Consider the following 14,891-nt stretch of genomic DNA (forward strand, 5'->3'; position numbering starts at 1 on the left):
CGGAGGCACTCATCGGATCGTTTCCATGGTCGTTCTCAGGCCTGCACCTTGCTGCGGAACAGCACGCGGGCGGAGATGTTGATGCCGAGCACGATCAGCGCGATCAGCGCGGCAGCGCCCCAGGCGAGCTGCTGCCAGTCCTCGTAGGGGCTCATCGCGAAGTTGTAGATCACGACCGGCAGGTTGGCCATGGGCTGGCTCATGTCGGTGCTGAAGAACTGGTTGTTCAGCGCGGTGAAGAGCAGCGGCGCCGTCTCGCCGATGATCCGGGCGACCGCGAGCAGCACGCCGGTGATCACGCCGCCGCGCACCGCGCGCAGGGTGACCGCCAGGCTCACCTTCCAGCGCGGGGCACCCAGCGCGAACGCGGCCTCGCGCAGGCTGCCCGGCACCAGCTTGAGCATGTTCTCGGTGGTGCGCACCACCACCGGGATCGCGATCAGGCTGAGCGCCAGCGAGCCCGCCCAGCCCGAGAAGTGCTTGACCGTGGCCACCGCGATCGCATACACGAACAGGCCGATCACGATCGACGGCGCCGACAGCATGATGTCGGTCACGAAGCGGGTGACGGCCGCGAACTTCGACCGGGCGCCGAACTCCGCCAGATAGATGCCGGCCAGGATGCCGATCGGCGTGGACACCAGCGTGGCGAAGCCCACCATCATCAGGCTGCCGACGATGGCGTTGGCCATGCCGCCCCCGGGGCTGCCCGGGGCCGGCGTGGAGGCCAGGAAGAAGTCGGCGTTGAAGGAGCTCAGGCCGTTGTAGAACAGCGTCCAGAGGATCCAGAACAGGCCGATGAGGCCGGCGGCCATCGACACGTAGGAGAAGGCCAGGCCGAGCCAGTTCGTCAGCTTTCGACGGGTGTAGATTCCGCGGCTCACGATCGGCTCCTCAGTGGCCCGCGCGCGCGGTGCTGCGGTCGGTGAGCCACTTGGCGCCGATCAGCACGATCACCGTGATCACGAACAGCAGCAGGCCGAGCGCGAACAGGGCCGGGATGTGCAGGACCGGGTCGGCCTCGGCGAACTCGTTGGCCAGCGTGGAGGCAATCGAGTTGCCCGGCGCGAACAGGCTGGAGGCCAGCCGGTTGGCGTTGCCGATCACGAAGGTGACCGCCATGGTCTCGCCCAGGGCGCGCCCCAGGCCGAGCATGATGCCGCCGATCACGCCCACGCGGGTGTAGGGCAGCACGATGTTGCGGATGACTTCCCAGGTGGTGCAACCCAGGCCGTAGGCGGACTCCTTGAGCACCGGCGGCACCGTCTCGAACACGTCGCGCATCACCGAGGCGGTGAACGGGATCACCATCAGCGCCAGCACCATGCCGGCGGTGAAGATGCCGATGCCCAGCGGCGGGCCCGAGAAGATCGGCAGGCCGGTGGCGCCGAGCAGCGGCTGCACGTATTCCTGCAGGATGGGGGCCAGCACGAACAGGCCCCAGAAGCCGTAGATGATCGACGGGATGCCGGCGAGCAGCTCGATCGCGGTGCCGAGCGGCCGGCGCAGGGAACGCGGGCAGGTCTCGGTCAGGAAGACCGCGATGCCGAAGCTGATGGGCACCGCGAACAGCAGCGCGATCGCCGAAGTGGCCAGCGTGCCGTAGATGCCGATGACCGCGCCGTAGACGTCGTCGGTCGGGCTCCAGGTGGTGCCCCACAGGAAGGACGGACCGAACTCGCGCAGCGCCGGCCAGGCCTCGATGAACAGCGAGACGAGGATGCCGAGCAGCACCAGCAGCACGAGCGCGGCGAACGAGAAGGTGACCCAGCCGAAAAGACTGTCCTGCGCGGCGAAGCGCCTGACCCGCTTCGCGAGCGCCTGCTGCGCGGCCTGCGCGGCGTCGACTTCACCGGACGACGGAGCGCCAAGCCCGGTCGCCGAAGTGCTTGCCGTGGTGCCCATCGGTTTCTTCATCCCGCAATCTTGACAAGAAAACGGGCGGCGTGGCCAGTTTCGACCAACGCCGCCGTTCCGGGAGCCCGAGCCGCGGCCGGATCCGGGCTTGCGCCCGGGTCTGGCCGGCCCCGGAAGCCGGACCTCAGTCGCCCATCACGGGCTTGCCCGAGGCGTCGCGGATCTGGGACCAGGAGGCCTCGATCTGCTTGACCACGTTGGCCGGCAACGGCACGTAGTCGAGCTCGGCGGCCATCTTCTGGCCGTTTTCGAGCGACCACTTGAAGAACTTCAGGGACTCGGCCGAGCGCTGCGGCTTGTCGGCGGTCTTGTGCATCAGGATGAACGAGGCCGAGGTGATCGGCCATGCGTCTGCGCCAGGCTGGTTGTTCAGGTTCACGCCGAAACCGGGCGCCGCGTTCCAGTCGGCGTTGGCGGCCGCAGCGGCGAAGGTCTTCTCGTCAGGCTGGACCGCCTTGCCGTCGCGGTTGACCATCGCCGCGTGCGTCATCTTGTTCTGCTTGGCGTAGGCGTACTCCACGTAACCCAGCGAGCCCTTGATCTTGGTGACGCTGGCGGCCACGCCCGCATTGCCCTTGCCGCCGAGGCCGACCGGCCAGTTGACCGTCTTGCCGGCGCCGACCTTGTCCTTGAACTCGGGCGAAACCTGGGCCAGGTAGTCGGTGAAGCCGGCGGTGGTGCCCGAGGAATCCGAGCGATAGACCAGGGTGATCGCGGTCGAAGGCAGCTTCACGCCGGGGTTCAGCGCCGCGATGGCGGCGTCGTCCCACTTGGTGATCGCGCCGCGGTACATGTCGGCCAGCACCTTGCCGGTCAGCTTCAGCTGGCCGGGCTGCACGCCTTCGAGGTTCATCACCGGCACAATGCCGCCGATGATCGCCGGGAACTGGACCAGGCCGTTCTTCTCGAGGTCCGCGCCCTTCATCGGGTCGTCGGAGGCGCCGAAGTCGACGGTCTTCGAGTTGATCTGCTTCACGCCGCCGCCCGAGCCGATGGCCTGGTAGTTCAGGGCGTTGCCGGTGGCGGCCTTGTAGGCCTCGGCCCACTTGGCGTAGATCGGGGCCGGGAAGGTGGCGCCGGCGCCGGTGATGTCGGCCGCCTGGGCGGAAATCGTGGCGGCGGCGAACAAGCCACCGGCCAGCACGGAGATGATCGTCTTCATGAAGCGTTCCCTCTGGAGGTTGGGAGAATCGACATGTGAAGACTAAGGGCGGCGGATGACAGTTCGGTTACAGCTGCAACCGTCCACGCCGCACCCTGACCCGGGAGCCGGCAACGCTCGCCGATGCCGCGAGCAAGCCGCATTCACGAAGCGGGCCGGGACCGCGGCCCTCGTTGGCGCCGCGATCCCGGCAGGGAATCAGGCGGCCGACGCGAAGCGCTCCAGATGCTGGTCCACGTCGCCGAACTGCTGGGCGATCATGGTCAGCCGCTTGAAGCTGTGTGCCACCTTCATTTCCTGCGTCATGCCCATGCCGCCGTGCAGCTGGATGGCTTCCTGGCCCACGTGACGGCAGGCGTCGGACACCTTGATCTTGGCCGCCGACACCACACGCCGGCGTTCGGCGGCGTCGATCTCGCCGCGCGCGGCGGCGTCGACCCTGGCGGCCGCCAGCAGGCAGATCGAGCGCGACTGCTCGGCGCTGATCCGCATGTCGACCATCCTGTGCTGCAGGACCTGGAAAGTGCCGATGGGCACGCCGAACTGCTTGCGGGTCTTCAGGTACTCGAGCGTGGTCTCGTTGGCGAAACGCATGGCCCCGACGGCCTCGCAGCAGGCCAGCACGGTGGCGAAGTCGACCGCCTCGTCGATGGCCGGGAAGGCCCGGCCGGCCTCGCCGAGCAGCGCGTCGGCAGGCAGCTTCACGCCGGTGAAGCTCACCTCCGCCGCGCGCAGGTTGTCGATGGTCCGGTAGGTCTTCATCGAGACGCCGGCCGCCTTCGGGTCCACCACGAACAGGCTGAGGCCCGCTTCGTCGGCGGCGCCGCCCGACGTGCGCGCCGACACGATGAGCCGGTCGGCCATCGGGGCGTGCAGCACGACCACCTTCTCGCCGTCGAGCTGCCAGCCCTCGCCGGCCTTGCTCGCCTTCAGCTCGACCTGCGACAGCGTGTAGCGCGCGGTGCGCTCGGTGTGCGCGAACGCGAGCTTCGTGGAGCCGTCGATCACGCCCGGCAGCAAAGCCTCGCGCTGCGCGGCGCTGCCGGCGTTGGCGACCAGCCGGCCGCCCAGGACCGTGGACAGGAATGGCTCGACCACCAGGCCGGCGCCGATGGCCTCCATCGTGGCGATCAGGTCGGTGGCGCCGCCGCCGAAGCCGCCATCGGCCTCGGAGAACGGGATCATCAGCAGGCCCATTTCCGCCAGGCTGCCCCAGACCTCTGGGCTCCAGCCCTCGGCCGACCCGACGATCTTCTTGCGCGACTCGAAGTCGTAGCTCTTCTCGACCAGCCGGCCGACCGCGTCGGCGAGCTGCTGCTGTTCCTGCGTGTACTGGAAGTCCATGATCAGAGTCCGAGTGACATCTTGGCGATGATCCCGCGCTGGATCTCGTTCGAGCCGGCGTAGATCGAGGTCTTGCGGAAGTTGAAGTAGCGCGCCGCGATCGAGCCCATGAAGTCGTCGAAGCCGTCGTAGTCAACCGGCCTGAAGCTCTGGGCCATCGGGCCGGCCACCTGCATCAGCAGCTCGGTGATCGCCTGCTGGATCTCGGTGCCCTTGATCTTCAGCATCGACACGTCGGCGCCGATCTGGCCGGTGCGGCGCATCTCGTCGACGAACTTCAGGTTGGTGATCTCCAGCGCCATCAGCTCGACCTCGACGCGACTCACCTTGTCTCGAAAGCGCGGATCCTCGATCAGCGGCCGGCCATTCTTGGTCGTGCGCGCGGCCATGTCCTTGAGCTTGAGCATCTCGCGCTTGGAGGCGCCGATCCGGCCGGTGTTCAGGCGCTCGTGGCCGAGCAGGTACTTGGCCACGGTCCAGCCCTTGTTCTCCTCGAAGACCAGGTTCTCGACCGGCACCTCGACGTCGTCGAAGAAGACCTCGTTGACCTCGTGGCCCTCGTCGAGCAGGATCAGCGGCCGAACGGTGATGCCCGGCGTCTTCATGTCGATCAGCAGGAAGCTGATGCCTTCCTGCTTCTTGGCCACCGTGCTGTCGGTGCGCACCAGGCAGAAGATCCAGTCGCCGTAGTGGCCCAGCGTGGTCCAGATCTTCTGGCCATTGACCACGTAGTGGTCGCCGCGGCGCTCTGCGCGCGTCTTGAGCGAGGCCAGGTCGGAGCCGGCACCCGGCTCGGAGTAGCCCTGGCACCAGAAGTCGTCGCAGTGGTAGATGCGCGGCAGGAAGCGCTTCTTCTGCGCCTCGGTGCCGAACTTCAGCAGCACCGACGCGCACATCGTGGGGCCGAAGGGCGCGATCGGGGGCGCGCCGGCGTAGGCGTACTCCTCCTCGAAGATGTAGCGCTGGACCGGCGACCAGTCGGTGCCGCCCCATTCCACCGGCCACGAGGGCGCGAGCCAGCCCTTCCTGGCGAGGATCTTGTGCCAGCGCACCAGGTCCTCTTTCGACAGCTCTTCGTAGTTGAGCACCTTCTCGCGCAGCTCGGGCGGAATGTTCGCCTGCAGCCAGCCCCGCACTTCGTCGCGGAAGGCGAGCTCGTCGGCGGTGTAGTTCAGGTCCATGACGTCTCCAGCGTTCGGTTCGCCCGAGAGTTTAACGCGGAGGCCCTGCCGGCTAACGCGGAGGCCCTGCCGGCGCCGGCCGGGGCTGCGCCCGTCGTCCGGCTATCTGACCAGTTTCAAGCCAGCCTTCACCACCTGGCCGTCGGCGATCTCGCGGGCCACCAGCGCCAGGCCGGCCACCCTGACCTCGTCGCCCTCGACCAGCCGCGGGGCCAGGCTGCGCATGGTCTCGTCGAGGCTCTTGTCCGCGTAGTCAGCCGGGGCCTCGCAACCGTAAGCCGCGCAGACGTCGGCAAAGCCGGCCGAGCCATCGAGCACGAAATCGCCCCAGGCTGCCCGGCGCACCGCGGCCTCGACCCGGGTGAACATCTCGGACAGGCGATCGACCTCGTGATCGGGCGCGACCAGCATGACAACGTCCTGCGGCTGCAGCGCGCCGGCCTCGGCGCCGTCCATCAGCCTGGATTCGCGCAAAACGCCGACCACCCTGACCCCGGGCGGAAAGATCAGGGATTCGAGCGCGACGCCAGCCAGCGACGAGCGCTCGCCCACCGGGAACTCGAGCACTGCAAGCTGGTCGTTGGACAGCGTGGGCCGCACCTGCGGCTCGTCGCGCGGCGGCAGTCCCACGCCGAATCGACGCGCCGCGAGGGGCACCGAGGCGCCCTGCAGGACCAGCGAGCTGAGAACCACCACGAAGGCCACGTTGAACAGCAGCTTGGCGTCCGGCACGCCGGCCAGCAGCGGGAACATGGCCAGCACGATCGGCACCGCGCCGCGCAGCCCCATCCAGCCCATGAAGCCGACCTCGCGCGGCGCGAAGGCGAAGGGCTTGAGGCAAAGCCAGACGGCGGCTGGCCGGGCCACGAACATCAGGAAGGCCGACACCAGCAGCGCCGCCACCACGATCGCCGGCATTTCGGACGGGCTGACCAGCAGGCCCATCAGCAGGAACATGCTGGATTGCGCGAGCCAGGCCATGCCGTCCATGGCCTTGAGCAGGTTCTCGCCGGCGCGGCGAATCCGGTTGCCCACCACCAGCCCGACCAGGTACACCGCGATGAAACCGCTGCCGCCGACCAAGTTGACCAGTGCGAAAGCCGCCACCCCGCCCGAACAGAGCAGCAGCGCCGACAGGCCCTCGCCCACCTGCGCCCGCTTCATGATCCAGGCCATGACGCGGCCGAGCAGCAGCCCCAGCACGATGCCCAGGCCGAACTGCATCGCGAGCTGGGACAGCAGGTCCGCCAACCCGAAGGTCTCCGGCATCATCAGCGCCTGGATCATCAGCGTGGTCAGGAAGATCGCCATCGGATCGTTGACGCCCGATTCGATCTCCAGCGTGTTGGCCACCCGCTCGTTCAGCCGGGTGCCGCTGGCGCGCAGCAGCGCGAACACCGCGGCTGCGTCGGTGGAGCCCACGATGGAGCCGAGCAGCAGGCCCAGGCGCCAGTCGATGCCGAGCACCCAGGCGGCGAACAGCCCGACCGGCACCGCGGTCAGCAGCACGCCGGCCGTAGCCAGCACCAGCGAGGGCCTGAGCGCGATCCGGAAGGTGGCGAGCTTGGTGCGCAGGCCGCCGTCGAGCAGGATGATCGCCAGCGCCAGGTTGCCCACGAAGAAGGTGGTGCTGTAGTTGCCGAACTGGATGCCGCCGATGCCGTCCTCGCCGGCCAGCATGCCCACCACCAGGAAGACGACCAGGAAAGGAATGCCCTGGCGCGACGAAACGGCGCCCAGCAGGATGCCGGCGAACATGACCAGCGCGCCGGCCAGCAAGACCTGGTTGACTGCGTCCATGCAGCGAGATTCGAGGAGAGGCGGAACGGCCGGTGAGGCGGCCGCGGGAGGGGAGGCCGGAACGCCGGCCGGTTTTCAGAATATCAAACCGGATGTCCGCGAGACGATTTCGCCGGGGAATCCGGACGCGCAGTGACCGCGCCGTGACCCTGACGTGACCCGCGCGGCGGAGGATCGAGGCTCCACCCCGCGGGAGAACGACATGACCGCATTCCTCTCACTGCTGGCGGCCGCGCTGATCGCATCGGCCGGCGCCGACGCTGGCCGCGAACCGGCGCCGCCCGCGCCCGTGCCGGCCGGGCAGCCCGCCGGCGACCAGGCGCCCGGCCTGATCACGCCTTTCGACGCCTGGGCCGGGCTGGACCCGGAACTCGTTCGCCTGCCCGGCGCCGCCGGCCCGGTGGATCCCTCGGCCGGTACGACCTAGCCGCGCCGCCAGGCGTGAAAGCGCTCGACCCAGCGCAGCAGGCGCTGCGGCGCGTGCGCGCGCTTCCACGCGCCGGCCGCGTACTTGTTGGCCTCGGCCATCGTCGGGTAGACGTGGATGGTGCCCAGGATCCGGTCGAGCCCGATCCCGTGCTTCATGGCCAGCACGTACTCGGCGATCAGCTCGCCCGCGTGGGCCCCGACGATGGTCACGCCCAGGATGCGATCCTTGCCCGGCGCGGTGAGCACCTTCACGAAGCCCTGCGCCTCGCCGTCTGCGATCGCCCGATCCAGGTCGTCGATGCCATAGACGGTCACCTCGTGCGCGATGCCCCGCGCGCGCGCCTCCTGCTCGTTCAGCCCCACCCGCGCCACCTCCGGGTCCACGAAGGTCGCCCAGGGAATCACCGAGTAGTCGGCGCGGAATTTCCGGAACGGATCGAAGAGCGCGTTGACCGCCGCGTACCAGGCCTGGTGAGCGGCCGCGTGGGTCAGCTGATACGGTCCGGCGACGTCGCCGGCGGCATAGATGTTCGGGTAGTTGGTCTGCAGGAAACCGTTGGTCTCCACCGTCCGGCCGGCGCGCACGCCCAGGGACTCCAGGCCGAAGCCCTCCAGGTTGGCGGTCCGCCCCACGGCCACGAGCACCACGTCGAAGGGAATCCGCAGTTCGGCATCGCCATCCCGCGCCACCAGGGTCTTCCCGTCCTGCCCGATCTCGAAGCGCGCGGCGGCGTGGCCGGTCAGCACGCGGATGCCCTCCTCGGCAAAGCGCCGCGCCACCAGCTCGGACACCTCCGCATCCTCGCGCGACAGCAGGCGCGGCTGCATCTCGACCAGCGAAACCTGCGAACCGAATCGCGCGAAGGCCTGGGCGAGCTCGCAACCGATCGGGCCGCCGCCGAGCACCAGCAGGCGCTTCGGCAGCTCGCGCAGATCCCAGAGGGTGTCCGAGGTCAGGAAGCCCACTTCGTCGAGACCGGGAATCGGTGGCACGGTCGGTCGTGCGCCGGTCGCGATCACGATGCTGCGCGTGCTCAGGCGCTGCACGCCACCGTCGCGCCCCGTGACCTCGACCTCCCAGGGCGACACGATCCGGGCGTTGCCCTCGATCACGTCCACCCCCAGCCCGGTGTAGCGCTCCACCGAGTCGTGCGGCTCGATCTGCCGCACCACGCGCCCCACACGGGCCATGACCTCGGCGAAGTCGAGCTCGGCCTGCGCGTCGCGAATCCCGAACTCCCTCGCGCGGCCGATCTGCGACAGGAGCTTCGCGGAGCGGAGCAGCGCCTTGGACGGCACGCATCCGGTGTTCAGGCAGTCGCCGCCCATCCGGTGCCTCTCGACCAGGGTCACTTTCGCGCGCACCGCGGCGGCGATGTAGGCGGTGACCAGACCCGCCGATCCCGCGCCGATGACCACCAGGTTGCGATCGAAACGGCGCGGGCGCTGCCAGCGGGCATACACCCGGCGGGCCTGCGCGACTTCGACGAGCTTGCGCGCAAGCAGCGGAAACAGGCCCAGCAGCGCGAAGGAAAGCAGCAGGCCGGGCGAGACGATGCCCGCCACCGAATCGATGCTCGCCAGGCGGGTGCCGGCATTCACGTAGACCAGCGTGCCGGGCAGCATGCCGAGCTGGCTGACCCAGTAGAAGGTGCGAGCGCGCAGCGGGGTGAGCCCCATCAGGAGGTTCACCGCGAAGAAGGGGAAGAGCGGCACCAGCCTGAGCGTGAGCAGGTAGAACGGGCCGTCCTTCGCGATGCCCTCGTTCACCGCGCGCAAGCGCCCCCCGAAGCGCGACTGCACCCAGTCGCGCAGCAGCGTTCGCGAGGCGAGAAAGGCGAGCGTGGCGCCGATCGTGGACGCGAACGACACGATCAGCAGGCCCCAGCCAAATCCGAAGACCGCGCCGGCGGCCAGCGTCATCACCGCGGCGCCGGGCAGCGAGAGCGCGGTGACCGCCACGTACGCGAGGAAGAATGCCGCCGCCGCGGCCAGTGGCCTCGCGGCCCGCCAGGCCTCGAGCCGGTCCTGCTGCGAAGCGATCGACTCCAGGCTCAGGAATCGATCGAGGTCGAGCCAGAAGTACAGGACAAGCCCGGCAGCGATCGCAAGGATCACCGCCCGGCGGCGCGGAGTCACCGACCGGGCCGGCCCTCCTGCCGGCCGATTGACCCGGTCCGGCGGCGCGCCGCCCCGCGGATCCGTCACGCCGCCCTGCCCGGTTCGCGCGCAGGCAGCCGCCGAGACGGCTCGCGCATCAGGACGAACTCCTCGGCGGCGGTGGGATGCACCGCGATCGTCCGGTCGAAGTCGCGCTTGCTGGCGCCGCAGGTCAGCGCCACCGACAGGCTCTGCACGATCTCCGGCGCATCGGGTCCGAGCATGTGGACACCGAGCACGCGCCCGCTCAGGCCGTCGGCAATCAGCTTCATGTAGCTGCGCTGCTGGCCGCCCACGAAGGCGGTCTTCATCGGCCGGAACTCGGACTCGTAGACGTCCACCGGGCCGAGCTCGACGGCCTGCGACTCGGTGAGGCCCACTGTCCCGATGGGCGGGTCGGTGAACACCGCGGCCGCGACGACCCGGTGGTCGACGCGGGCCGGGCTGGCGCCGAACTCGGTGTCGGCGAAGGCGCGTCCCTCGGCAATGGCCACCGGCGTGAGGTTGCGGCGATTGGTGAGGTCGCCGATCGCCCAGATGCCCGGCACGGTGCTCCGGCTGTCGTGGTCCACCACGACGGCGCCGAAGCGGTCGGTGGCCACCCCCGCCCGGTCCAGCCCGAGGCCCGCGGTGTTCGGCCGTCTTCCGGTGGCATTGAGCACCGCGGCCGCGGCGAGCACCGATCCGTCGAGGCGCTCGACCTCGAACCCGCTCGCCACCTTGCGCAGCGATGCGAAGCCCGCGCCCGAAGCGATCGCGACGCCGCGCGCGGCCAGCGCGTCCGCGAGCCGCCTGCGCAAGTCCGCGTCGAAGCCGCGCAGCGGCAGCACGTCGCGAAAGGCCAGCGTCACGCGCGCCCCGAGCCCGGCGAGGATGCTGGCGAATTCCACCGCGATGAAGCCCCCGCCGATCACCAGCAGCGACTCCGGCACTGTGGTCAGGTCGAGGACCTCGTTCGAGGTCATCGCCAGCTCCAATCCGGGAAAGGCGTCGGCGGCGGGCCGCCCGCCGGTGGCCAGCAGGATGCGCGGCGCGCGGAGCACCTCGCCGTTCACCTCGACCTCGCCCGGCCCCTTCAAGCGCGCCCAGCCGGCCCGGCGCTCGACGCCGGACCCGGACAGCAAGTTGCGATAGATCCCCTCGAGCCGGTCGATCTCGGCCGCCTTGGCCGCCGCCCAGTCCGACATCTCGAATCGGCCGCCGGCATCCCGCCAGCCGTAGCCGCGCGCCTCCTCGAAGGCCTGAGAGAAGCCGGCGGCATACATCATCAGCTTCTTCGGCACGCAGCCGCGGATCACGCAGGTGCCGCCGACCCGATCGCCCTCGATGACCAGCACCTTCGCGCCATGCGCGGCGGCGCGGCGCGAAGCGGCCACGCCGCCCGAGCCGGCGCCGATCGTGATCAGGTCGTAGTCCTTGTCCATGTCCATCCTCTGCACCGAGTCGGATCAAGCAGTTCGCGCGCCTGCCTGCGGATCGCGCAGCCCGCGCGACTTTCGGCGCAGTGTCTCAGAAATGCCGAAAGCCGCGCGACCCTGAAGGCCGCGCGGCTTTCGAATCGGTGACCGGAGGAGGTCAGGCCGAGAAGGCCGGCCCGATCGGGTTGCGAATCTCGGCGCCGGCCTGCACTTCGGCGCGCGTGAGCGAACTCGCCTTCTCGTAGGCCGGGTTCACCTGGACCGGGCCCGCGCTCGACTGGATCAGGAAGGGCTCGGCATTGCCTGCCGGCGCGGCCGAGGTCTGCGCGGGCGCCACCACGCCGGCGCCGACCGAACCGGTGACGACCGGGTAGTCGGTCTCGATCAGCTGGGCATTGGCGCCAGCGGCACCGAGGGCGAAGACGGCGGGAACCAGGATGCGTGCGAACTTGATCATGACGTGCTCCTTGAAGCTTTGGTCGGGTCGACAGCACCGCGCTGCCGATGACTGAAGTCTGGGATCACGAATTCACGCAGGCGTTGCCCGGCCGTGACGATTGGGGATCGAGAAGATAACGAAATCGTCTCGATCGCGGGCTGGCGCTCGCGTGAAGACCTGGTGCCGGAGGCGGGAATCGAACCCGCACGCCCTTTCGGGCACCGGATTTTGAGTCCGGCGCGTCTACCAGTTCCACCACTCCGGCAAGGAGCGCCGAGCGAGACGCACGGCGAAGCGGACCCGCATTATCTGCAATCGCCCGGCCGCCGGCAAACGGCCGCTCCGGGTCAGGCCCGCAGCACGCATTTCTCGTACAGGCCCAGCATCCGGCCGTCGGGATCGTACCGGGCCTTCAGCGCCGCGTAGGCCGGCATCGAATAGGCGCGCGCGAACGCCTCGGGCGTGAAGAAACTGTCCGAATAGAGCGACTTGATGCCGCCCAGCCGCATCACCTCGCGCTCGACCAGCCGATTGAAGTGACCGGCCTCGCGCGGCGAGCCGGTCTCGACCACGTCCCAGAATCCGAAGTTCACGTAGCGCAGGCCGGGCTCGAGCGGATACAGCGTGAAGCGGCGCCCGCCCTCCGCCGGGCGGATCGGGCAGATCCACACCGGCAGGATGCCGATCTCGCGCAGCAGGAAGTCGAGAAACCCGGCTGCCCGGTCCAGGGGGATATCGACGTCCTGGATCACCGACTCGGTGAAGCGCCCGCGCAAGCGGGCCAGCGCGCGCGTGATCCCCAGCCGGGCGTTGGCCCGCATCACGCGGGTGTAAAAGCGCGAGTTCAGCCGCTTGCGCCCGAGCAGCCGCCGCACCACCGGGTTCTGCGCGCCCAGGCTCCTGGAGCACCAGAACCAGTCGGTGTCCCAGCGCCACAGGTAGTCGTGAACACCCAGGTAGTCGGTCTCCCGCTCGCGCAACGAGCGCCAGTAGATCCGCTCGAAGCCGTAGTCGCTGGTCCAGGGCGCCTCGCCGACGAAGCGGCCAGCGCTCAGCACCAGGTCCGTGCCGGAGAAGACCACGCCATCGACGAAATCCGCGTCGCCGTCGCATTGCCTGGCCAGGTCGTCGAAGAAGGCGCGCTGGCCGGCGTGGCGACGGTGCTCGACCCGCACGAAGGGCCGGACCGGAATCGTCTTCAGCTTCAGCCGGACCGCGTAGCCGAGCGTTCCGTAGGAGTTCGGGAAACCGAAGAACAGGTCGTCGTGCGCGTTGTCGGGCGCGCAGGCGACGACGCTGCCGTCGGGCAGGAGCACGTCGAAGTCGATCAGCGTGTCGTGGACCAGCCCCTGCCGGAACGAGGTGGCCTCGATGGCGACCCCGGCCACGGCCCCCCCCACGGTGATCGTCTTCAACTGCGGCACGACCGCAGGCATCACCCCGTGAGGCAAGGTCGCGTCGACCAGCGACTCGTAGCGGATCGTCCCCTCGACGTCGACCCAGCCCGCGGCCGGGTCGATGTCGAGCACGTGCGTGAACTCGTCGAGGTCGAGCCGCCGCTTCGGCCCGGCTGCCCGGTCGCGAAAGAGATTGGACGTGCGCTTGGACAGGCCCAGCGGCGCCGCCTGCCCTGCGCCGTCGCCCCGCAGACTCGCGACGACCCGTGCCAGCCGCGCCTGGTGGGCCTCGCGCGCCGGCTGCCCGGCTCGCGGCTCCCGCGCTGCGCGGCCGGTGCCCTCCCGCTCACGGCCAGGGGCCCTTCGCTCAGCGTCCACGGCCGTCCCCTCGGGCATCGCCGGCGCCCGCATGGAGGAAAGCACGCGCCATCGGGTAGCCGTCGCGCGTGACGTTGCCCTTGCTGAACACGATCTGGAACAGGTGCGTGTAGCCGGCGGGCGAACGGAACATCTCTGCGCAGCCGATCAGGTAGGTCAGCCAGATCCGGCGGAACCGCTCGTCGAAGCGCGCGGCGTCGAGCGCGCGTATCGCGTGCCAGTGGCGCTGGAAGCGCCCGGCCCAGGCGTCCAGCGTCAGCGCGTAGTGCCGGCGCAGGTTCTCGATGTCGAGGATCTCCAGCCCGCAGCGCTCCATTTCGACGATCACGTCGGCCAGCGAGGGGATCCACCCGCCCGGGAACACGTGCTTGCGGATGAAGAGCTCGGTGTCGTAGCGGCCCACGTGGCCGATGAAGTGCAGCATGCCGAGCCCGCCCGGCTTCAGGAAATCGGCGTGCGCCCGCACCACCCCGGCCAGCTGGTCGCGCCCGGCGTGCTCCAGCACGCCGATCGACACCACCTTGTCGTACTGCGCGTCGACCTCGCGGAAATCTGCCTCGCGCACCCAGAGCCGGTCCCGCAGCCCGCGCCGGGCGATCTCGCCCTGCAGCCACTCGACCTGTTCGGTGGCCGTGTTCACGCCCACGCCGCTCGCGCCGGTGGTCTGCGCCGCGCGGAACATGAAGCCGCCGAAGCCGCAACCGATGTCGACGAAGCGCTCGCCCTCGGCGAGCCGGATCTTCCGGCAGACGTGGTCGATCTTGTTGCGCTGCGCCTGCTCGAGCGAAGCCGTCCCTTCCGGCCAGTAGCCGCAGGTGTACATCATCAGAGGCTCGTCGAGCCACAGCCGGTAGAAGTCCGCGCCCAGTCCGTAGTGCGCGCGGGCGTTCGCCTTGGCGCGAGCCGGGTCGCGGTTCGAACTTCGCCATTCGAGCAGGTGGTTCTCGACTTTCGTGACCGCGCGGGACTCCAGCTGCCCGTAGCCGACCGCCCCGGCCGCGAACAGCGCGCCGAGATCGCCCTGGACTTCGACCTTCCCGTCGAACCAGGCCTCGAGCAGGCCGACGTAGCCCCGGGTGAGCGCGGCGACCAGCGCCGCCTGGCTTCGCACCAGGATCCCGAAGCGCGGTTCGCCCGGGCCCGTCCGCCAGCGCGTGCCGTCGGGCATGACCACCTCGAACGGCGTGCCGGTCCTTGCCCCGATCGACTCGACGATGCCCTGGATCGAGAGTGCCAACGCCCTTCCTCCTGCGGTCCGGCCGCTCC

At 69.6% G+C, this 14,891-nt stretch carries 12 protein-coding genes and 1 tRNA gene; 1 reads left to right on the top strand and 12 read right to left on the bottom strand.

Translation table 11 applies throughout. The annotated features are described in order from the left end of the window. Positions 1-35: 35 nt before the first annotated feature. The 6 genes from pstA to FHP08_RS03175 all read right to left on the bottom strand — a co-directional run bounded on the left by pstA (position 36) and on the right by FHP08_RS03175 (position 7,404). Complete coding sequence (pstA, locus tag FHP08_RS03150) at positions 36-887, bottom strand: phosphate ABC transporter permease PstA (protein WP_407703973.1); 852 nt, start codon at positions 885-887, stop codon at positions 36-38. A gap of 7 nt (positions 888-894) precedes the next feature. Continuing rightward, positions 895-1,917 carry a phosphate ABC transporter permease subunit PstC gene (gene pstC, locus FHP08_RS03155; RefSeq protein WP_225879010.1) on the bottom strand — a complete coding sequence of 341 codons (1,023 nt, stop codon included), beginning with the start codon at positions 1,915-1,917 and terminating at the stop codon, positions 895-897. A 124-nt stretch (positions 1,918-2,041) separates the two neighbouring features. After that, positions 2,042-3,079 (bottom strand): phosphate ABC transporter substrate-binding protein PstS, encoded by a 1,038-nt coding sequence (gene pstS / locus FHP08_RS03160; protein WP_147702828.1) that lies wholly within the window; start codon positions 3,077-3,079, stop codon positions 2,042-2,044. A gap of 198 nt (positions 3,080-3,277) precedes the next feature. Next, entirely contained in the window at positions 3,278-4,423 is a 1,146-nt protein-coding gene (locus FHP08_RS03165; protein WP_147702829.1) for an acyl-CoA dehydrogenase family protein, read from the bottom strand. Between the two features lie 2 nt (positions 4,424-4,425). Further along, a complete protein-coding gene (locus tag FHP08_RS03170; RefSeq protein WP_147702830.1) occupies positions 4,426-5,604 on the bottom strand; it encodes an acyl-CoA dehydrogenase family protein in 1,179 nt (392 codons plus the stop codon). A gap of 102 nt (positions 5,605-5,706) precedes the next feature. Next, complete coding sequence (locus tag FHP08_RS03175) at positions 5,707-7,404, bottom strand: potassium/proton antiporter (protein WP_147702831.1); 1,698 nt, start codon at positions 7,402-7,404, stop codon at positions 5,707-5,709. A gap of 202 nt (positions 7,405-7,606) precedes the next feature. Here FHP08_RS03175 and FHP08_RS03180 point away from each other — a divergent pair, with 202 nt between their 5' ends. Next, on the top strand, positions 7,607-7,831 hold the full coding sequence (locus tag FHP08_RS03180) for a hypothetical protein (protein ID WP_147702832.1): 225 nt from the start codon (positions 7,607-7,609) through the stop codon (positions 7,829-7,831). Here the strand turns inward: FHP08_RS03180 and FHP08_RS03185 are convergent. The 6 genes from FHP08_RS03185 to FHP08_RS03210 form a co-directional block, all read right to left on the bottom strand. Further along, the gene (locus FHP08_RS03185) at positions 7,828-9,972 is read right to left on the bottom strand and encodes an FAD-dependent oxidoreductase (protein ID WP_147702833.1); all 2,145 of its coding nucleotides are present in this window, start codon (positions 9,970-9,972) and stop codon (positions 7,828-7,830) included. The genes FHP08_RS03180 and FHP08_RS03185 overlap by 4 nt on opposite strands. 65 nt (positions 9,973-10,037) lie before the next feature. Next, the gene (gene gorA, locus FHP08_RS03190; protein ID WP_323808884.1) at positions 10,038-11,423 is read right to left on the bottom strand and encodes a glutathione-disulfide reductase; all 1,386 of its coding nucleotides are present in this window, start codon (positions 11,421-11,423) and stop codon (positions 10,038-10,040) included. A gap of 145 nt (positions 11,424-11,568) precedes the next feature. Next, positions 11,569-11,868, bottom strand: coding sequence for a hypothetical protein (locus FHP08_RS03195; RefSeq protein WP_147702834.1), 300 nt, complete (start codon positions 11,866-11,868; stop codon positions 11,569-11,571). Positions 11,869-12,028: 160 nt separating this feature from the next. Further along, positions 12,029-12,115 (bottom strand) — tRNA-Leu (locus FHP08_RS03200). An 82-nt stretch (positions 12,116-12,197) separates the two neighbouring features. Next, positions 12,198-13,625, bottom strand: coding sequence for an FAD-binding oxidoreductase (locus FHP08_RS03205; RefSeq protein WP_225879011.1), 1,428 nt, complete (start codon positions 13,623-13,625; stop codon positions 12,198-12,200). Next, positions 13,615-14,862, bottom strand: a complete 1,248-nt coding sequence (locus FHP08_RS03210; RefSeq protein WP_147702836.1) for an SAM-dependent methyltransferase — start codon at positions 14,860-14,862, stop codon at positions 13,615-13,617. The genes FHP08_RS03205 and FHP08_RS03210 overlap by 11 nt, the downstream gene beginning before the upstream one ends. Between the last annotated feature and the right edge of the window lie 29 nt (positions 14,863-14,891).

Source organism: Zeimonas arvi (genome assembly GCF_008039575.1).
Taxonomy (GTDB): domain Bacteria; phylum Pseudomonadota; class Gammaproteobacteria; order Burkholderiales; family Burkholderiaceae_E; genus Zeimonas; species Zeimonas arvi.

Coding starts and splice junctions, on each gene's coding strand:
- pstC (WP_225879010.1), bottom strand. CDS start 1,917: ATGAAGAAACCGATGGGCACCACGGCAAGCACTTCGGCGACCGGGCTT.
- pstS (WP_147702828.1), bottom strand. CDS start 3,079: ATGAAGACGATCATCTCCGTGCTGGCCGGTGGCTTGTTCGCCGCCGCC.
- FHP08_RS03165 (WP_147702829.1), bottom strand. CDS start 4,423: ATGGACTTCCAGTACACGCAGGAACAGCAGCAGCTCGCCGACGCGGTC.
- FHP08_RS03170 (WP_147702830.1), bottom strand. CDS start 5,604: ATGGACCTGAACTACACCGCCGACGAGCTCGCCTTCCGCGACGAAGTG.
- FHP08_RS03175 (WP_147702831.1), bottom strand. CDS start 7,404: ATGGACGCAGTCAACCAGGTCTTGCTGGCCGGCGCGCTGGTCATGTTC.
- FHP08_RS03180 (WP_147702832.1), top strand. CDS start 7,607: ATGACCGCATTCCTCTCACTGCTGGCGGCCGCGCTGATCGCATCGGCC.
- gorA (WP_323808884.1), bottom strand. CDS start 11,423: ATGGACATGGACAAGGACTACGACCTGATCACGATCGGCGCCGGCTCG.
- FHP08_RS03195 (WP_147702834.1), bottom strand. CDS start 11,868: ATGATCAAGTTCGCACGCATCCTGGTTCCCGCCGTCTTCGCCCTCGGT.